General features: G+C 57.6%; 16 protein-coding genes and 1 pseudogene. 11 read left to right on the top strand and 6 right to left on the bottom strand.

Annotated elements, in window-relative coordinates:
• Nucleotides 1-110: 110 nt before the first annotated feature.
• Together fsa and K5I40_RS22420 are read left to right on the top strand one after the other, a co-directional pair.
• Nucleotides 111-773: a fructose-6-phosphate aldolase gene (gene fsa, locus K5I40_RS22425; RefSeq protein WP_138370881.1), complete on the top strand. Its 663-nt coding sequence runs from the start codon at nucleotides 111-113 to the stop codon at nucleotides 771-773.
• A 12-nt stretch (nucleotides 774-785) separates the two neighbouring features.
• A complete protein-coding gene (locus K5I40_RS22420) occupies nucleotides 786-1,889 on the top strand; it encodes a glycerol dehydrogenase (RefSeq protein ID WP_138370882.1) in 1,104 nt (367 codons plus the stop codon).
• A 112-nt stretch (nucleotides 1,890-2,001) separates the two neighbouring features.
• On the opposite strand, the pseudogene katG reads toward K5I40_RS22420, so the two are convergent.
• From katG to metB, 4 genes and pseudogenes are all read right to left on the bottom strand, one after another.
• Nucleotides 2,002-4,172: pseudogene (gene katG, locus K5I40_RS22415) on the bottom strand (catalase/peroxidase HPI).
• Between the two features lie 144 nt (nucleotides 4,173-4,316).
• Nucleotides 4,317-5,207 carry a methylenetetrahydrofolate reductase gene (gene metF, locus K5I40_RS22410; RefSeq protein WP_039032119.1) on the bottom strand — a complete coding sequence of 297 codons (891 nt, stop codon included), beginning with the start codon at nucleotides 5,205-5,207 and terminating at the stop codon, nucleotides 4,317-4,319.
• A gap of 208 nt (nucleotides 5,208-5,415) precedes the next feature.
• Entirely contained in the window at nucleotides 5,416-7,848 is a 2,433-nt protein-coding gene (locus K5I40_RS22405) for a bifunctional aspartate kinase/homoserine dehydrogenase II (protein ID WP_039032120.1), read from the bottom strand.
• A gap of 2 nt (nucleotides 7,849-7,850) precedes the next feature.
• Complete coding sequence (gene metB / locus K5I40_RS22400; protein WP_223075618.1) at nucleotides 7,851-9,011, bottom strand: cystathionine gamma-synthase; 1,161 nt, start codon at nucleotides 9,009-9,011, stop codon at nucleotides 7,851-7,853.
• Nucleotides 9,012-9,289: 278 nt separating this feature from the next.
• Between metB and metJ the strand changes: the two genes are divergently transcribed.
• Complete coding sequence (metJ, locus tag K5I40_RS22395; protein ID WP_007369220.1) at nucleotides 9,290-9,607, top strand: met regulon transcriptional regulator MetJ; 318 nt, start codon at nucleotides 9,290-9,292, stop codon at nucleotides 9,605-9,607.
• A 49-nt stretch (nucleotides 9,608-9,656) separates the two neighbouring features.
• On the opposite strand, the gene rpmE is transcribed toward metJ, so the two are convergent.
• Nucleotides 9,657-9,872, bottom strand: a complete 216-nt coding sequence (gene rpmE, locus K5I40_RS22390) for a 50S ribosomal protein L31 (RefSeq protein WP_039032122.1) — start codon at nucleotides 9,870-9,872, stop codon at nucleotides 9,657-9,659.
• Between the two features lie 201 nt (nucleotides 9,873-10,073).
• On the opposite strand from rpmE, the gene priA reads away from it, so the two are divergent.
• The 7 genes from priA to rraA all read left to right on the top strand — a co-directional run bounded on the left by priA (nucleotide 10,074) and on the right by rraA (nucleotide 18,038).
• On the top strand, nucleotides 10,074-12,269 hold the full coding sequence (gene priA, locus K5I40_RS22385; RefSeq protein WP_039032123.1) for a primosomal protein N': 2,196 nt from the start codon (nucleotides 10,074-10,076) through the stop codon (nucleotides 12,267-12,269).
• Between the two features lie 134 nt (nucleotides 12,270-12,403).
• A complete protein-coding gene (gene cytR / locus K5I40_RS22380) occupies nucleotides 12,404-13,429 on the top strand; it encodes a DNA-binding transcriptional regulator CytR (RefSeq protein WP_039032124.1) in 1,026 nt (341 codons plus the stop codon).
• 93 nt (nucleotides 13,430-13,522) lie between these two features.
• Nucleotides 13,523-14,506, top strand: coding sequence for a cell division protein FtsN (gene ftsN / locus K5I40_RS22375; protein WP_223075619.1), 984 nt, complete (start codon nucleotides 13,523-13,525; stop codon nucleotides 14,504-14,506).
• Between the two features lie 93 nt (nucleotides 14,507-14,599).
• Complete coding sequence (hslV, locus tag K5I40_RS22370) at nucleotides 14,600-15,130, top strand: ATP-dependent protease subunit HslV (protein ID WP_039032126.1); 531 nt, start codon at nucleotides 14,600-14,602, stop codon at nucleotides 15,128-15,130.
• Nucleotides 15,131-15,139: 9 nt separating this feature from the next.
• Nucleotides 15,140-16,471: an HslU--HslV peptidase ATPase subunit gene (gene hslU / locus K5I40_RS22365; protein ID WP_039032127.1), complete on the top strand. Its 1,332-nt coding sequence runs from the start codon at nucleotides 15,140-15,142 to the stop codon at nucleotides 16,469-16,471.
• A 62-nt stretch (nucleotides 16,472-16,533) separates the two neighbouring features.
• On the top strand, nucleotides 16,534-17,460 hold the full coding sequence (menA, locus tag K5I40_RS22360; protein ID WP_138370887.1) for a 1,4-dihydroxy-2-naphthoate polyprenyltransferase: 927 nt from the start codon (nucleotides 16,534-16,536) through the stop codon (nucleotides 17,458-17,460).
• A gap of 92 nt (nucleotides 17,461-17,552) precedes the next feature.
• Nucleotides 17,553-18,038 (top strand): ribonuclease E activity regulator RraA, encoded by a 486-nt coding sequence (gene rraA, locus K5I40_RS22355; RefSeq protein WP_039032129.1) that lies wholly within the window; start codon nucleotides 17,553-17,555, stop codon nucleotides 18,036-18,038.
• 80 nt (nucleotides 18,039-18,118) lie between these two features.
• On the opposite strand, the gene zapB is transcribed toward rraA, so the two are convergent.
• Nucleotides 18,119-18,358, bottom strand: coding sequence for a septal ring assembly protein ZapB (zapB, locus tag K5I40_RS22350; protein WP_039032130.1), 240 nt, complete (start codon nucleotides 18,356-18,358; stop codon nucleotides 18,119-18,121).
• Between the two features lie 401 nt (nucleotides 18,359-18,759).
• On the opposite strand from zapB, the gene K5I40_RS22345 reads away from it, so the two are divergent.
• Nucleotides 18,760-19,605: an MIP/aquaporin family protein gene (locus tag K5I40_RS22345; protein WP_039032131.1), complete on the top strand. Its 846-nt coding sequence runs from the start codon at nucleotides 18,760-18,762 to the stop codon at nucleotides 19,603-19,605.
• Nucleotides 19,606-19,613 lie beyond the last annotated feature (8 nt).

The following is a 19,613-nucleotide window of genomic DNA, read 5'->3' as shown; positions in this document are numbered from 1 at the left end:
ACTTCGCTAAGGACCTTACATTTGTCCAGTATTTGGCAAATTTGACCTCTGGCTCACCCCGTCAGGCCCGCCGTATCCTTAATTCATATCCGCTGACTTAAGGAAAAATAATGGAATTGTATCTCGATACCGCCAACGTGGCGGACGTTGAACGCCTCGCCCGCATCTTCCCCATTGCGGGTATCACCACTAATCCGAGCATTATTGCCGCCAGCGGTGAACCGCTCTGGGATGTCCTGCCGCGCCTGCAGAAAGCCATCGGCCCCCAGGGGACCCTGTTCGCCCAGACCATGAGCCGCAGCGCCGAAGGGATGGTTGCCGAAGCCAGACGCCTGCGTGATGCGATCCCCGACATCGTGGTCAAAATCCCGGTAACCGCAGAAGGGCTTGTCGCCATCAAAGCGCTTAAAAAAGAGGGCATTACCACGCTCGGCACCGCAGTGTACAGCGCATCTCAGGGTCTGCTGGCGGCGCTGGCCGGGGCGAAGTACATCGCGCCGTACGTTAATCGCGTGGATGCTCAGGGCGGAGACGGGATCCGCACGGTGCAGGAGCTGCAAACCCTGCTGGAACTGCATGCGCCAGACAGCATGGTGCTGGCTGCCAGCTTCAAAACGCCGCGTCAGGCGCTGGACTGCCTGCTTGCTGGCTGTGAGGCGATCACCCTGCCCACTGATGTCGCGCAACAAATGCTCAATACGCCAGCGGTAGAGTCAGCCATAGACAAGTTTGAGCAGGACTGGAAAAACACGTTTGGTAGCCTCAACCTGTAAAGGAGACATATGATGGATCGTATTATTCAATCGCCCGGCAAATACATTCAGGGTGCAGACGTGCTCTCACGCCTCGGTGATTACCTGAAACCGCTGGCCGCGCGCTGGCTGGTAGTGGGCGATAAATTTGTACTGGGCTTTGCCGAAGAGACGCTGCGCCAGAGCTTTAAACAGGCGGAACTGTACGTAGAAATCGCGCCCTTTGGCGGCGAATGTTCGCAGAACGAGATTGACCGGCTGCGTCAGCTGGCGAAGAGCGCCGACTGCCAGGCGATCCTCGGCATCGGCGGCGGTAAAACGCTGGATACCGCTAAAGCGCTGGCGCATTTTATGGACGTTCCTGTCGCTATCGCCCCGACTATCGCCTCCACCGATGCGCCCTGCAGCGCGCTCTCCGTCATCTACACCGACAGCGGGGAATTCGATCGCTACCTGATGCTGCCCCACAACCCGAACATCGTGATTGTGGATACCAAAGTGGTGGCCGGTGCCCCTGCGCGCCTGCTGGCTGCCGGTATTGGCGACGCGCTGGCGACCTGGTTTGAAGCCCGGGCCTGCTCGCGCAGCGGTGCGACTACCATGGCGGGCGGCAAATGCACACAGGCAGCCCTGGCGCTGGCCGAGCTGTGCTACAACACCCTGATTGAAGAGGGTGAGAAAGCGATGCTGGCCGCGGAGCAGCATGTGGTGACCCCTGCCCTTGAGCGGGTGATTGAAGCGAATACCTATCTGAGCGGCGTCGGCTTTGAGAGTGGTGGGCTGGCGGCGGCGCACGCCATTCACAACGGGCTGACCGCCATCCCGGATGCCCATCATTACTATCACGGCGAGAAAGTGGCGTTCGGCACCCTGACCCAACTGGTACTGGAGAATGCCCCGGTTGAAGAGATAGAAACCGTCGCGGCGCTCTGCCACAGCGTGGGGTTACCCATCACCCTGGCACAGCTGGATATCACCACCGATATCCCGGCCAAAATGCGCCTGGTGGCGACGGCATCCTGCGCGAAAGATGAAACCATCCATAACATGCCGGGCGGCACCACGCCGGATCAGGTATATGCGGCACTGCTGGTTGCCGACCAGTACGGTCAGCGATTTATGCAGGAGTGGGAGTAGCGGCTGTTGCCCGGCGGCGCTGCGCTTGCACGGGCCTACGGGTTTTGTAGGCCGGGTAAGGCGTAGCCGCCACCCGGCAAAAAAAATCCCCGCCGAAGCGGGGATTTTCCTTTTACAGCAGATCAAACCGGTCGAGATTCATCACTTTCACCCATGCCGCGACAAAGTCGTTCACGAACTTCTCGTGAGCATCGCTGCTGGCGTAAACCTCTGCCAGGGCACGCAGTACGGAGTTAGAACCAAATACCAGGTCGGCACGGCTTGCCTGATATTTCACTTCTCCACTCACGCGGTCGCGGCCTTCAAACAGCTCGCTGGATTCATCAGTAGCTTTCCACTGCGTGCCCATATCCAGCAGATTGACGAAGAAGTCAGTGCTGAGGACGCCCACGCGATCGGTAAAGACGCCGCTCTTACCGCCGTCAAAGTTAGCGCCCAGCACACGCAGCCCGCCCAGCAGCACCGTCATCTCTGGCGCGGTCAGGGTCAGCTGCTGCGCTTTATCAATCAGCAGCGATTCGGTAGTCGACACGTCGATGGCCGCACGGTAGTTACGGAAGCCATCGGCAACCGGCTGCAGCAGCGAGAACATGCCGATATCGGTCTGATCCTGACGTGCATCTACGCGGCCTGGCGTAAAGGGAACGGTGATGTTGAAGCCCGCCGCTTTCGCCGCCTGCTCGACGCCCACCACACCGGCCAGCACGATGATGTCCGCCAGCGACGCTTTATGCGCAGATTTATAGATGCCTTCCAGCACCGGCAGAACGCGTGCCGCTACGGCGTTAACATCCCAGCTGCGCTGCGGCGCCAGTGCCAGACGTGCGCCGTTGGCACCGCCACGCTTATCGCCACCGCGGAAGGTGGAGGCCGACGCCCATGCTACGGACACCAGTTCACTCACCGACAGTCCGGAAGCCGCAATATCTTCTTTCAGGCTCTGGATATCGTCAGCGGACGGGTGGAAGAATGGCTGCGGCAGCGGATCCTGCCAAATCAGCTCTTCTTTCGGTACTTCCGGTCCGATATAACGGGAAATCGGCCCCATATCACGATGGGTCAGTTTGAACCACGCCCGGGCGAAGGCTTCGTTAAATGCCTGCGGATCGTTCAGGAAGCGGCGTGAGATCTTGTCGAACTCAGGATCGAAGCGCAGCGTCAGGTCGGTAACCAGCATGGTCGGCTTACGTTTTTTCGACGGGTCGAACGGATCGGGCATGATTTCCGGCGCGTTCACCGCTTCAAACTGAATCGCCCCGGCCGGCTGCGGGTTTGCACCCAGTCGTATTTATAGAGGTTCTCGAAGAAGTAGTTGCTCCACTGGGTCGGCGTCTGCGACCAGATCACCTCCAGGCCGGAGGTAATCGCATCCGCCCCGATACCGGTACCGTGGGTGCTGGTCCAGCCCAGGCCCTGCGCCTCAAGCGGACCGCCTTCCGGATCGACACCCACATGGCTGGCTTCCCCTGCCCCGTGAGTTTTACCCAGGGTATGACCACCGGCGATCAGCGCGACGGTCTCTTCATCGTTCATCCCCATATTGCCGAAGGTGGCGCGAATAGCCGCCGCCGCCGACAGCGGTTCGCCGCTGGCGTTTGGCCCTTCCGGGTTCACGTAAATCAGCCCCATTTCGGTAGCTGACAGCGGATTCTTCGCCAGCGCTTCCGGGTCACGATGGGTTAACCAGGCTTTTTCATCCCCCCAGTTAACGTCCAGATCCGGTTCCCACACGTCTTCACGCCCGGCACCAAAGCCAAAGGTTCTGAAGCCGGAGTTTTCCAGCGCTACGTTGCCCGCGAGAATAAACAGGTCAGCCCAGGAAATTTTCTGGCCATATTTTTGTTTGATCGGCCACAGCAGACGACGCGCCTTATCGAGGCTGACGTTATCCGGCCAGGAGTTGAGCGGAGAGAAACGCTGCTGACCACGGCCCGCGCCGCCGCGTCCGTCGACTGAACGATAGGTGCCCGCACCGTGCCACGCCATACGAATGAACAGACCGGCATAGCTCCCCCAGTCCGCAGGCCACCATGGCTGTGAATCGGTCAGCAGGGCTTTAAGATCGCCCTTCAGCGCGGAATAATCGAGTTTGCTGAACTCTTTGCGGTAATTGAAATCTTTGCCCAGGGGGTTAGAACGTTCGGAATGCTGATTGAGAAGGTCGATACGAAGTTGTTTAGGCCACCAGTCCCGGCTGTTGGTGCCAGCACCCGCACTCTTGTCATAACTGCCCTGGTGGAATGGGCATTTACCTGAATTCTGATTCTCGTCGGACTTACTCATCGCTCTGCTCCCTCTATGATTTTACCGTTAGGATATACACCACCGGGAGCAAGAGATAATTGAAACCATCCACAGATTTGATAGTTATTTCCGTCGAAATCGGACGAAAACAAAAAATCCCTCATATTTATGAGGGATTTGCTTTTACAGGCCCGGGCGAACCCCCAAAGTGTGGCAGATCGCGTAGCTCATTTCGGCGCGGTTGAGGGTATAGAAATGGAAATCTTTTACCCCTTCGCGGCTGAGAATTTTCACCATGTCCATAGCGATATTCGCGCCCACCAGCTTGCGGGTTTCAGCGTCATCGTCCAGACCTTCATACATTTTTGCCATCCACAGCGGGATACGCACGTTGGTCATGTCGGCAAATTTCTTCGCCTGTTTGAAGTTAGAGACCGGCAGGATCCCCGGGATAATCTCCACGTCGATACCGGCTGAAACACAGCGGTCACGGAAGCGCAGATAGCTTTCCACATCAAAGAAGAACTGGGTGATGGCGCGGTTCGCACCGGCATCGACTTTACGTTTCAGATTGAGCAGATCCGCCTGGGCGCTTTTCGCCTCCGGGTGAACTTCCGGGTAGGCCGCGACGGAGATATCGAAGTCACCAACCTCTTTCAACAGGGCAACCAGATCGGTGGCGTACATCTCCGGCTTGCCGCTGCCTGGCGGCAGGTCGCCGCGCAGGGCCACGATATGACGAATACCGTTGTTCCAGTAATCCTGGGCGATGGCGCGCAGCTCGTCACGGGTGGCGTCAATACAGGTCAGATGCGGGGCAGCTTCCAGACCGGTACGGTCCTTAATCCCCTTGATGATGCTGTGCGTGCGGTCGCGCTCGCCGGAGTTGGCGCCGTAAGTTACGGAGACAAATTTTGGCTTCAGGCTGCTCAGGCGATCGATAGAGGCCCACAGGGTCTGCTCCATTTCACTGGTGCGCGGCGGGAAAAATTCAAAAGAGACGTTAATCTGGCCGTTTACTTCAGCCAGGCTCTGATTCAGGGCTTCCCGCTGGTTGGCGTGAAAAAAGCTCATACCTTACCTCATCAATCGCGTGTCGTTGTTTATTGTGTTCGAACTTCTATACGTTTAGACGTCCAGATGTAAAAATGACGGAAAAGCGGACTGGCGTCAACTGAAAATATCATCAATAACGGTGAGGAATGCTCAGGGAAAGTGAAAAACGTTCAGGATGGGGTAACTATTCCCTCTCCCCTTAGGGGAGAGGGGGAAAACACAAAGATTACAGCAGCTGCGCCAGACGGTTGATATCTGACTGGATTGCCCCAGCGGTCACGTCGCGGCCCGCACCCGGACCACGGATAACCAGCGGGTTATCGCGATACCAGCGGCTTTCGATGGCAAAGACGTTATCGCACGGCAGCAGCGCCGCCAGCGGATGTTCAGGACGTACGGCCTCAACCCCAACGCGCGCTTTGCCGTTGGCATCGAAACGCGCCACGTAGCGCAGCACCAGGCCCATTTCGCGCGCCGCTTCCAGACGCTGTAGCATCTGCTCGTTCAGCGCATCGCCGTTCTCGAAGAAGTGATCGACAGATCCCTCTTCGCAGCCCGCTGGCACCAGCGACTCCACACGTACCTGATTCGGCTCGATGTCGTAGCCCGCCTCACGCGCCACAATCACCAGCTTACGCATCACGTCTTTCCCGGAGAGGTCAACGCGTGGGTCCGGCTCGGTCAGCCCCTGCTGCCACGCCTGATCCACCAGGTCGGTGAACGGCACGGTGCCATCAAACTGCAGGAACAGCCAGGAGAGAGTGCCGGAGAAAATACCGCTGATCGCCAGAATGCTGTCGCCGCTTTCGATCAGGTCGCGCACGGTGTGGTTAACCGGCAGACCCGCGCCGACGGTGGCATTGTACAGCCAGTGACGGCCCGTTTTTTCAAACGCGTCATGAATCTGACGGTAGTTGCGGGTATTGCTTGCACCCGCCAGTTTGTTGGCGCTGATGACGTGGAAACCGTGGCTGGCAAAATCAAGATACTGATCGGCCAGCTGCTCGCTGGCGGTCACATCCAGCACCACCAGGTCGTCATATGGATGGGCACGCATCCACAGGAACAGCGACTCTTCATCCTGCTCAATGGCTTCGTCGTTGAAGAAGGCCAGCGCACGGCTGGCGTCCAGCCCTTCATAGCTGAGCAGGCTGCGGCGGCTGTCCACTACCCCCGCCAGCACAAATTCAAAGCCGGTACGCGCGGAAAGCGTGGTCTGTTCGCGGGCAAACAGCTCCAGCCAGCGGGAACCGATATTGCCTTTCCCGAACAGCATCAGGCCGATACGTTTTTCGGCGCGGAACAGCGACTGGTGCAGCCCCTGGATCAGGCTCTCCGTTGGCCCGGTACGCATCACCGCCACCAGGCTGATGCCCTCTTCCGACTGCCAGGTAAATTCAACCGGCTGGCCTTTCAGCTGCTGCCAGAAACGGTGGCAGTGCAGCGGGTTACGGGTGACGCCCGCGCCGACCATGGCGATCAGCGCCAGCCCCTGACGCAGACGAAGCTCGCCCGGCAGGCCCGCTTCATCGAGAATTTTCAGCGCGCTGTCGGCCACTTCTGCGGTGTAGCAGAACTGCAGCAGGTGGCGGTCAGTATGCACACCCACGGCCAGCGGACGCACCTGAGCACGCTTGAGGATCAGATCAATCTCTTTATGCGCCTGTTTGAAATCCTGCCCGGCCGGAACGAGGAACTCGATCAGGCAGATATCGTCATGGCTGGTAACGATACGCGCCCCCGTGCCGGAGGCCAGCACGCGCTCAATGCGGGTTGACCCCTGATCCGGCGTATAGCTACAGCGCAGCTGCAGGTCGATATCGCTGCCGGAGACCGGCTGTAGGGTACGGGCGTGAAGAACCGGGGCCGCGAGGCGCGCCAGTTCGCTGGCTTCGTCGAGACGCAGCAGCGGCAGCAGGCACGCATCTTTCACCTTACGCGGGTCGGCACTGTAGACGCCGGCCACGTCGCTCCAGATGGTGACGCGAGAGACGCCCGCCAGGGCACCGATCTGCGTCGCAGAGTAGTCGGAGCCGTTACGTCCCAGCAGCACGGTTTCACCCGCGTTGCTGCGGCTGATAAAGCCGGTCACGACAATACGTTTATTCGGATGCTGCACCAGCAGTTGCTGAAGCAGCGGATAGGAGAGGCCTTCATCCACCTGCGGCTGAGCGCCACGTTCGGCGCGCAGGAAATCACGCGCGTCCAGCCATGCGGCCTCCAGCCCCTGCTGTTGCAGGACGGCCGCCATCAGACGGGCAGACCACACTTCGCCGTGGCCCACCACTTCTGCGTAGACGGCATCGGTCACGCCGCTGTCGAGTAACGCGGCCAGCCGCTCCAGATCCTGGATAAAGTTGCTAATCAGGCCATCGGCTACGTCAGCAGGTAATAAACCGGCGATCAGTTCACTCTGATAACGGCGTAACGCTTGTTGAACCTGATGCGCAGAGAGACGATCGGTCTGGCTTAACTTCAGCCAGCTAATCAACTGGTTGGTGGTGCTGCCCGCCGCGGAGACAACCATCATGTCCCCCGGCATCGAATACTCTGCCATGATCCCCGCGACCCGCAGGTAACATTTCACATCAGCAAGACTACTACCACCAAACTTGTGCAGCTGACGACCCTTCGCCCCTGCCTGCGCTATCACACTCATGATTACCCCTTGGCTGCGACCTGGAAGCCATTTTCCAGATCGGCAATTAAATCTTCACAATCTTCAATACCGGTTGAGATACGCAACAGCGTCTCAGAGATCCCGGCGGCGGCACGCGCTTCTGGCGCCATGCCTGCGTGCGTCATGGTGGCGGCGTGGGAGATCAAGCTTTCAACCCCACCTAAAGATTCCGCCAGCGTAAACAGTGACAACCCGCTCAGGAAGCGACGCAGCGTCTGCTCATCGCCATCCAGTTCAAAGCTTAACATCGCGCCAAAACCCTTTTGCTGACGCGCCGCAATCTCGTGCCCCTGATTCTCCGGCAGCGACGGGTGATAAAGCTTTTTCACCAGCGGCTGGGTTTTCAGGAAATCGACAATCGCCTGGGCATTACGCTGCGCCACGTCCATACGCGGCGACAGGGTGCGCAGACCACGCAGCAGCAGATAGCTGTCGAACGCGCTGCCGGTGACGCCGATGTTATTCGCCCACCATGCCAGTTCGGTGACAACCTCCGGATCTTTTGCAATCACCACCCCGGCAACCACATCCGAGTGGCCGTTCAGATATTTGGTGCATGAATGCAATACCAGATCTGCTCCCAGTGCCAGCGGGTTCTGTAGCGCCGGACTGAGGAACGTATTATCCACTACACTTATCGCTCCCGCATCCCTCGAAAGCTGACAAATTTTTGCGATGTCCACAACGCGCAGCAGCGGGTTGCTTGGACTTTCGATTAATACCAGCTTCGGTTTTTCTGCCAGCGCCTGTTTCAGCGCCTGCTCATCACCCTGATCGACAAACAGCACGCGATAGCAACCGCGCTTCGCCAGGCTGTCGAACAGACGGTAGCTGCCGCCATAACAGTCGTGCGGGGCCACCAGCAGATCGCCAGGTTTCAGGAACACGGTGGTCACCAGATGAATCGCCGACATGCCGGTGTTGGTCATCACCGCGCCTGCGCCACCTTCCAGTTCCGCCAGCGCACGCTGGGTGACATCACGCGTAGGGTTGCCACGGCGCGAGTAGTCATGGGCGCGTGGTTCATTAAATCCGGTGAAGTTATAGGTACTGGAGAGATGAATCGGCGGGACAACGCAGCCGTACTGTTCGTCGTCATTCAATCCGCTACGCACTGCGATGGTGGCCTGTTTACGCGTCATGGTGAAGGCTTCCTGGCTTAATGGATGAAAAGTCAGGCACCAGAGTAAACATTGATTATATGGACGTCAATACATCTGGACATCTAAACTTCTTTGCGTATAGATTGAGCAATGCGCAAATAGCCGTTAAAATTATATGCTTTAGCGCATACCGCAGAGGCAATATCCGTGTCACGACGGCGTCTCTACGGTAAACTACGCGAGATTATGGCGCGAAACCCTGCGAACCGCTGCGGTGTCGGCCTCATATTAATGACAGAGAGGATTAAAGGTATCTCATGGCTGAATGGAGCGGCGAATATATCAGCCCATACGCTGAGCACGGTAAGAAGAGTGAACAAGTAAAAAAAATTACGGTTTCCATTCCTCTGAAGGTGTTAAAAATCCTCACCGATGAGCGCACGCGTCGTCAGGTGAATAACCTGCGTCACGCTACCAACAGCGAGCTGCTGTGCGAAGCGTTCCTGCACGCGTTTACCGGCCAGCCTTTGCCGAACGATGAAGACCTGCGCAAAGAGCGTAGCGATGAAATTCCGGAAGAGGCGAAGGTGATCATGCGTGAACTGGGTATCGACCCGGATACGTGGGAATACTGATTTGCAGATACAAAAAAAGCGCCTTGCGGCGCTTTTTTCGGGATGCATCTTACTTAGAAGAGCCCGGGATGCTGAAACGCTTGTTGAAGCGGTCAACACGGCCACCGGTTGCAACATCACGCTGCTTACCAGTGTAGAACGGGTGGCACTGGCCGCACACGTCCAGGTTCAGATCGTGACCCACGGTGGAGCGGATCTGGATAGAGTTACCGCAAGAGCAGTTTGCAGTAATCATTTCGTATTTAGGATGGATATCTTTTTTCATGGGAGAACCTCAGTTAAGGCCGCGTCGCTCTTCCAGCCCTAACGCCAGACACCACGCGATGTTGAATGTAAGTTCTTTGATGCAAAGTGCACCAAAGGCGGCGAATCATACAGAATTTAACCAGGGTATGCAAACTGATCCGCACGCCGCCTTTCACTAATGTGTATACTAACGCGCCACTTTTCAAGTCAGGAAGATTCGATGCCCGTTGCTCACGTTGCCCTGCCCGTTCCGCTTCCCCGCACCTTCGACTACCTGCTGCCGGACGGCATGCAGGCCGTAGCGGGCTGTCGCGTGACGGTGCCGTTTGGCAAACAGCAGCGGGTGGGCGTTGTGGTTTCCGTCAGCCAGCAAAGCGAACTGCCTCTCAGTGACCTGAAGAGCGTGGTTGAGGTGCTGGACAGCGAACCGGTCTATTCCTCCAGCGTCTGGCGACTGCTGCTGTGGGCCGCCGACTATTATCATCATCCCATTGGCGACGTGTTGTTTCACGCCCTGCCCATTCTGTTACGTCAGGGCAAAAGCGCCAGCCACGCGCCGATGTGGTACTGGTTTGCCACCGAGCAGGGCCAGGCGGTGGACATTAACAGCCTGAAACGCTCCCCGAAACAGCAGCAGGCGCTGGCGGCGTTACGCCAGGGCCGGATCTGGCGGCACCAGGTTGAGAGCCTCGATTTTAACGACGCGGCGCTGCAGAGCTTGCGCAAAAAAGGGCTGAGCGAGCTGGCCTGCGAAGCGCCGGCGCTTATCGACTGGCGCGAAGGTTTTAGCGTGGCGGGCGACCGTCTGCGCCTGAATACCGAACAGGCAACCGCCGTTGGCGCGATCCACAGCGCCTCCGATCGCTTCTCGGCCTGGCTGCTGGCGGGCGTCACCGGTTCCGGTAAGACCGAAGTCTATCTGAGCGTGCTGGAAAATGTGCTGGCTCAGGGCAAACAGGCGCTGGTGATGGTGCCGGAAATCGGCCTGACGCCGCAGACCATCGCCCGTTTTCGCGAGCGGTTTAACGCCCCGGTCGAGGTGCTGCACTCCGGCTTAAACGACAGCGAGCGCCTCAGCGCCTGGCTGAAAGCCAAAAATGGCGAAGCGGCGATTGTGATTGGCACCCGCTCATCCCTGTTCACGCCGTTTAAAAATCTCGGCGTCATCGTTATCGACGAAGAGCACGACAGCTCTTATAAACAGCAGGAAGGCTGGCGCTATCACGCCCGCGACCTGGCGGTGTATCGCGCCCACAGCGAGCAGATCCCGATTATTCTTGGCTCGGCGACCCCTGCGCTGGAGACGCTGCATAATGTGCGCCAGCGAAAATATCATCTATTACGCCTGACGCGACGGGCAGGTAATGCCCGGCCAGCCATGCAGCACGTGCTGGATCTGAAAGGTCAGCAGGTGCAGGCGGGATTAGCCCCGGCGTTAATTACCCGCATGCGCCAGCATCTGCAGGCCAACAACCAGGTGATCCTGTTTCTCAACCGTCGCGGCTTTGCCCCGGCGCTGCTGTGTCACGACTGCGGCTGGATAGCCGAGTGCCCGCGCTGCGATCACTACTACACTCTGCATCAGGCGCAGCACCATTTGCGCTGTCACCACTGCGACAGCCAGCGTCCGGTGCCGCGCCAGTGCCCTTCCTGCGGCTCCACCCATATGGTGCCGGTCGGGCTGGGCACAGAGCAGCTGGAGCAGGCGCTGACCCCCTTCTTCCCCGGCGTGGCCATCTCGCGAATCGACCGCGATACCACCAGCCGCAAAGGGGCGCTTGAGCAGCAGCTGGCGGAGGTGCATCGCGGCGGGGCGCGCATCCTGATTGGTACCCAGATGCTGGCGAAAGGGCACCACTTCCCGGACGTCACCCTGGTGGCACTGCTGGACGTTGACGGCGCGCTGTTCTCGGCGGATTTCCGTTCTGCAGAGCGCTTTGCCCAGCTCTATACCCAGGTGGCGGGCCGTGCCGGGCGCGCCGGTAAACAGGGCGAAGTGGTGCTGCAGACCCACCATCCCGAGCATCCGCTGCTGCAAACCCTGCTGCATAAAGGCTACGACGCCTTTGCCGAGCAGGCCCTGGCGGAGCGTCAGACCCTGCAACTCCCGCCGTGGACCAGCCATGTGATTATCCGCGCCGAGGATCACAACAACCAGCAGGCGCCGCTGTTCCTCCAGCAGCTGCGCAATCTGCTGCAGGCCAGCCCGCTGGTGGATAATCAGCTGTGGATTTTAGGTCCGGTTCCGGCATTAGCGCCCAAACGCGGCGGACGCTATCGTTGGCAAATTCTGCTGCAACACCCTTCGCGGGTGCGTCTGCAACATATCGTCAGCGGAACACTGGCATTAATAAATACCCTGCCGGAAGCACGTAAGGTGAAGTGGGTGCTGGACGTCGATCCCATTGAAAGCTAAAAAATGGTGGGAGGCGGATCGAAAAATTCAACATGACTCACACTTTTTATGAAAATTCTGTAACCGCTTCCATTCGCAATCTGATAAAACTGATTCAGTCAGAAGAGCGGTGATACGCCTGCGAGGAGAAGAGGTTGAAGTCCAGGAAAGAGGTTGCCTCGGCGACCATGAAAGATGTTGCCCTGAAAGCAAAAGTCTCAACGGCAACGGTATCCCGAGCCTTAATGAATCCCGACAAAGTCTCGCAAAGCACGCGTAATCGCGTTGAGCAGGCTGCGCTGGAGGTGGGTTATCTGCCCCAGGCCATGGGCCGAAACGTCAAACGAAACGAATCCCGCACCATTCTGGTCATCGTGCCCGACATCTGCGATCCCTTTTTCAGCGAAATCATCCGCGGCATCGAAGTGACCGCCGCCGCCCAGGGCTACCTGGTGCTGATTGGCGACTGTGCGCACCAGAACCAGCAGGAAAAGACCTTCATCGACCTGATTATCACCAAGCAGATCGACGGCATGCTGCTGCTCGGTTCCCGTCTGCCTTTTGATGCCAGCATTGAAGAGCAGCGCAATCTACCGCCAATGGTGATGGCCAACGAGTTCGCTCCTGAACTGGAGCTACCGACCGTCCATATCGATAACCTCACCGCCGCATTCAATGCCGTGAATTATCTGCAGGAGCTCGGTCATAAACGCATCGGCTGTATCGCCGGACCGGAAGAGATGCCGCTGTGCCACTATCGCCTGCAGGGTTATGTTCAGGCGCTGCGCCGCACCGGGGCGACGGTGGATCCGCACTATATCGCTCGCGGTGACTTCACCTATGCCGCAGGCGGCCTGGCGCTGGAAAAACTGCTGTCGCTGCCGCAACCGCCTACCGCGGTGTTCTGCCATAGCGACGTAATGGCGCTGGGCGCACTCTCTTACGCCAAACGGCGCGGCCTGAATGTGCCGAAAGACCTGTCGATTATTGGCTTCGATAACATTTCTCTGTCTGAATTTTGCGATCCGCCGCTCTCGACGGTGGCGCAACCCCGCTATGATATTGGCCGGGAAGCGATGCTGTTGCTGCTGGATCAGCTGAACGGACAAACGGTCAGCAGCGGCTCCCGTTTACTGGACTGTGAATTAATTGTTCGGGGTTCAACCCAGGCACTGACTTAAAGTAAACGCCTTTCAGACGTCCTCATCTGGTCAAAGGCCCGTCGCTTAAGTAACATGACGGGCTGACAAACGAAAAAATACAGCGAAACGATAGTGGCACAACGAGATTATGTACGTCGCGGCCAGCCGGCACCTTCGCGACGCAAAAAGAGTAGCTCACGGAAACCGCAACGCAGCCTGCCTACGGTCTCGCCTGCCATGGTCGCGATTGCGGCGGCGGTACTGGTGGCATTCATCGGCGGCCTCTGGTTCATTACGCACCATAAAAAAGAAGAAGCAGAAGCGCTGCAGGGCAACAAAGTTGTCGGCAACGGCTTGCCTCCGAAACCGGAAGAGCGCTGGCGCTATATTAAAGAGCTTGAAAGCCGCCAGCCGGGCGTGCGTGCACCAACCGAGCCTTCTGCCGGTGGCGAAGTGGTGGACCCGACCCAGTTAACCAATGAACAGCGCCAGTTGCTGGCCCAGATGCAGGCCGATATGCGCCAGCAGCCTACCCAGCTCAACGAAGTGCCGTGGAACGAGCAAACGCCGGCACAGCGCCAGCAAACGCTGCAGCGTCAGCGCCAGGCGCAGCAACAGGTTCAGCAACAACAGCAGTGGGCGCAGACCCAGACGGTACAGCAGCCGAAAGCGCAGCCGCGGGCAACGGAACAGCCATACCAGCAGCCACGTACCGCGCAGACGCAACCGGCGCAACAGCCGAAGACGCAGCCTGCGAAGCAAAATAGCAACGCGCAGCCGTATCAGGATCTGCTGCAAACGCCTGCGCATACCACCGCCCAGCAGCCGAAGGCCGCGCCGGTCACTAAAGAGACCGAAGCACCGAAGCAGACGGCAGAGAAGAAAGACGAACGTCGCTGGATGGTACAGTGCGGTTCATTTAAAGGCGCGGAGCAGGCGGAAACCGTGCGTGCCCAGCTGGCCTTTGAGGGCTTTGACTCACGCATCACCACCAATAACGGCTGGAATCGCGTGGTGATCGGCCCGGTAAAAGGCAAAGAAAATGCCGATGGCACCATCTCTCGTCTGAAGATGGCAGGTCACGCAAACTGCATTCGACTCGCTTCCGGGGGTTGAAACCCCCAAAATCCCCCCCCATCTATCATTCTATTCAGCCCTGAGCACTGGCTCGGGGCCTCTATTCCGAATTTGTAACCAGGGGGTCTGCTCGTGACAACAATAGTAAGTGTACGCCGTAACGGCCAGGTGGTGATTGCCGGTGATGGCCAGGCCACGCTGGGTAATACCGTCATGAAAGGCAACGTGAAAAAAGTGCGTCGTCTGTATAACGACAAAGTGATCGCCGGTTTTGCGGGCGGTACCGCTGACGCCTTCACGCTGTTTGAGCTGTTTGAACGTAAACTGGAAATGCATCAGGGCCATCTGGTGAAAGCCGCCGTTGAGCTGGCGAAAGACTGGCGTACCGACCGTATGCTGCGCAAGCTGGAAGCGCTGCTGGCGGTTGCCGATGAAAATGCCTCGCTGATCATCACCGGTAACGGTGACGTGGTACAGCCAGAAAATGACCTGATTGCTATCGGTTCCGGTGGCCCGTACGCCCAGGCCGCCGCCCGTGCGCTGTTGGAAAACTCCGACCTGAGCGCGCGCGATATCGCTGTGAAGGCGTTGGATATTGCAGGTGATATCTGCATCTATACCAACCACTTCCACACCATCGAAGAATTGCCGTCTAAGGCGTAAGGATTTCTCATGTCTGAAATGACCCCACGCGAAATTGTCAGCGAACTGAACAAACACATTATCGGCCAGGATAACGCCAAGCGTTCTGTGGCGATTGCCCTGCGTAACCGCTGGCGTCGTATGCAGCTGGACGAAGTGCTGCGCCATGAAGTGACGCCAAAAAACATTCTGATGATCGGCCCGACCGGTGTCGGTAAAACCGAGATCGCCCGTCGTCTGGCGAAACTGGCCAACGCGCCGTTCATCAAAGTCGAAGCGACTAAGTTCACCGAAGTGGGCTATGTCGGGAAAGAAGTGGACTCTATCATCCGCGATCTGACCGATTCCGCGATCAAAATGGTTCGCGTCCAGTCCATCGAGAAAAACCGCTATCGTGCCGAAGAGATGGCGGAAGAGCGCGTCCTGGATGTGCTGATCCCACCGGCGAAAAACAACTGGGGCCAGGCAGAGCAGCCTGCCGAGCCGTCTGCTGCGCGCCAGGCGTTCCGCAAAAAACTGCGTGAAGGCCAGCTGGATGACAAAGAGATTGAGATCGATCTCGCCGCTGCGCCAATGGGCGTAGAAATTATGTCTCCGCCAGGCATGGAAGAGATGACCAGCCAGCTACAGTCCATGTTCCAGAACCTGGGCGGGCAGAAGCAGAAGCCGCGTAAGCTGAAAATCAAAGACGCGATGAAGCTGCTGATTGAAGAAGAAGCGGCGAAGCTGGTGAACCCGGAAGAGCTGAAGCAGGACGCTATCGACGCGGTTGAGCAGCACGGCATCGTGTTTATCGATGAGATCGATAAAATCTGTAAGCGCGGCGAATCCTCCGGCCCGGACGTTTCCCGTGAAGGCGTACAGCGCGACCTGCTGCCGCTGGTTGAAGGCTGCACCGTCTCCACCAAGCACGGCATGGTGAAAACCGACCACATTCTGTTTATCGCTTCTGGCGCGTTCCAGGTGGCCAAGCCGTCTGACCTGATCCCGGAACTGCAGGGCCGTCTGCCGATCCGCGTTGAGCTCCAGGCGCTGACCACTGAAGATTTCGAGCGCATCCTGACCGAGCCGAACGCCTCCATCACCGTGCAGTACAAAGCGCTGATGGCGACCGAAGGCGTGAACATCGAGTTCACCGAAGACGGTATCAAGCGTATCGCACAGGCCGCATGGCAGGTTAACGAAACCACCGAGAACATCGGTGCGCGTCGTCTGCATACCGTGCTGGAACGCCTGATGGAAGACATCTCTTATGATGCCAGCGACCTTAACGGTGAGAGCATTACCATTGATGCCGACTATGTGAGTAAGCACCTTGATGCTTTAGTAGCAGATGAAGATCTGAGCCGTTTTATCCTATAATCGCGGTCATTGCATATTCATCACTGATGATGGGGCTGAAAAGCCCCATTTTTATTGGCTAAATAACTATGACTGAAATCAGCCGTACACGTGCCTGGCTGGAAAGCCTGCGTCCTAAAACTCTTCCTCTCGCTTTCGCCGCCATTATTGTCGGCACCGCCCTCGCGTGGTGGCAGGGACATTTTGACCCGCTGGTGGCCTCACTGGCGCTGGTAACCGCCGGTCTGCTGCAAATCCTCTCTAACCTTGCCAACGATTATGGCGATGCCGTTAAGGGCAGCGATAAGCCTGACCGTATCGGGCCCCTGCGCGGGATGCAGAAGGGGGTGATCACCCAGGAGCAGATGAAACGGGCGCTGATTATCACCGTCGCGCTGATCTGTCTTTCCGGGATTGCGCTGGTGCTGGTGGCCTGTAAAACGCCGGCGGATGCGGTTGGCTTCCTGGTGCTCGGCCTGCTGGCCATCGTCGCGGCGATCACCTATACCGTCGGCACCCGCCCTTACGGATACATTGGTCTGGGTGATATTTCCGTACTGGTGTTCTTCGGCTGGCTGAGCGTGATGGGCAGCTGGTATCTGCAGGCGCACACGCTGATCCCTGCCCTGTTCCTGCCGGCCACCGCCTGCGGCCTGCTGGCGACGGCGGTACTCAATATCAATAACCTGCGCGATATCGACAGCGATCGGCAGAACGGTAAAAACACCCTGGCGGTCCGTTTAGGGCCGGTGAACGCGCGCCGCTACCATGCCTGCCTGCTGATGGGTGCACTGTTTTGTCTGGCGCTGTTTAATCTGCTGTCGCTGCACAGTCTGTGGGGCTGGCTGTTCATCCTTGCCGCGCCGCTGCTGTTCAAACAGGCACGTTACGTGATGCGCGAGCAGAGCGCCTCGGCCATGCCGCCAATGCTGGAACGCACGGTAAAAGGGGCGTTACTGACTAACCTGTTGTTCGTGATAGGGATTGTTCTCAGCCAGACGCTAAATTAGCTGACAAATATCAATTAACAATTGATGATTTTGCAAACAATGCATTTCGCGCGATATACTGAAATCACTTGCAGCAACAGAGCGTTAAACCTATGAAATACGATACCTCCGAGCTTTGTGACATCTACCAGGAAGATGTTAACGTCGTAGAACCGCTGTTCTCCAACTTTGGTGGACGGTCGTCATTTGGCGGACAAATCATCACGGTTAAATGTTTTGAGGATAACGGGTTGCTGTACGATCTGCTCGAACAGAACGGCCGTGGTCGCATTCTGCTGATCGACGGCGGTGGCTCCGTGCGTCGCGCGTTAATTGATGCCGAACTGGCCCGTCTTGCCATGCAAAACGAATGGGAAGGCATTGTGGTCTATGGCGCGGTGCGTCAGGTGGACGACCTCGAAGAGCTCGATCTGGGCATTCAGGCGATTGCTGCCATTCCGGTGGGTGCCGCAGGGGAAGGCATTGGCGAAAGCGACGTGCGCGTTAATTTCGGCGGTGTGACGTTCTTCTCCGGCGACCATCTCTATGCCGATAATACCGGCATTATCCTCTCTGAAGATCCGCTGGATATCGAGTAATAAAAAAGCCGGGTGGCGGCTTCGCCTTACCCGGCCTGCTCATTCTCTCTCACGCCGTTAAGCGTAAAAGATAACGGGAATCAGACTTCTTCCATACGTCCCAGCAGGGCATGCAGACGATCCTGCCAGCCGTTCTGCTGTTCGCGCAGGTGGTGGTTTTCACGCTCCAGCTCTTCGCGACCGTGCTGAGCAGTCTGAATTTCCTGCGACAGCGCGTTGTTTTTTTCTTTCAGCTCTTCGATTTCCATCTGCAGCAGGGTGATGGTATCAATCGCCTGCTGTACTTTGGATTCCAGTTTCTCAAACACTTCTAACGACATAATCCTACCTCTCCTGAATTTGCAAGGCGACGCTTGACGTAAACGCGCACAACACCTGGTGTCGATTGTATGGAGCCCCGCCCTCCCTGTCCAGCGGCAGACCGCGCAGATTGCGGTTTGCAACACTTTTCAGCCTCCTCCTGGTGCGTTCGCACCATATACCCCTAAATTGTTAACACTTTAGTTAACGGGATGCTTCAACCCGCATTCGCTCATTAACGCTCGCACACACTTTATGGCGCGTTATCGCTCATTTTGTTGACGCGGCACACACATTTTAAGTTCGATATTTCTCGTTTTTGCTCGTTAACGATAAATTAACACTATGTCTACAGGACATCGTGGCGGTTTCGACAATCGCCGCGCCAACAATAACCATTAATTCTTTTCAGGATCCGATTATGAGTGAAACATCAACCTTAAAAGGCCAGTGCATCGCAGAGTTCCTGGGTACTGGGTTGTTGATTTTCTTTGGCGTAGGATGTGTGGCTGCACTGAAAGTGGCGGGCGCAAGTTTCGGGCAGTGGGAAATCAGCATCATCTGGGGTCTGGGCGTGGCGATGGCCATCTACCTGACGGCGGGTGTTTCTGGTGCGCATCTCAACCCTGCGGTCACCATCGCGCTGTGGCTGTTTGCCTGCTTCGACAAACGCAAGGTGATCCCCTTCATTGTTGCGCAGTTTGCCGGTGCCTTTTGTGCAGCGGCGTTAGTTTACGGGCTCTATTACAATCTGTTTATCGACTTTGAACAGACGCACCAGATGGTGCGCGGCAGTACCGAAAGCCTTGAGCTGGCGGGTATCTTCTCCACCTATCCGAATCCGCACATAAACTTTGTGCAGGCCTTCGCGGTGGAAATGGTGATTACCGCGATCCTGATGGGCGTCATTATGGCCCTGGGGGATGACGGCAACGGCATTCCACGCGGGCCGCTGGCACCGCTGCTGATTGGCCTGCTGATTGCGGTAATCGGTGCATCAATGGGACCGCTGACGGGCTTTGCCATGAACCCGGCGCGCGACCTGGGACCCAAGACGTTTGCCTTCTTCGCGGGCTGGGGCGACGTTGCCTTCACCGGCGGTAAAGATATTCCTTATTTCCTGGTGCCGCTGTTCGGCCCCATTGTAGGTGCTGCGCTGGGTGCCTTCGGCTATCGTAAACTGATTGGCCGCCACCTGCCGTGTGACACCTGTGTCGCCGAGGAGAAGGACACCTCCTCCGCCACACAACAAAACGCTTCGCTGTAATCTGACTA

Source organism: Leclercia sp. LTM14 (assembly GCF_023736175.1).
In the GTDB taxonomy this organism is placed as follows: domain Bacteria; phylum Pseudomonadota; class Gammaproteobacteria; order Enterobacterales; family Enterobacteriaceae; genus Enterobacter; species Enterobacter barmai.
Note: the sequence above shows the minus strand (reverse complement) of the source record. Positions and strands in the feature narration are given on the sequence as shown.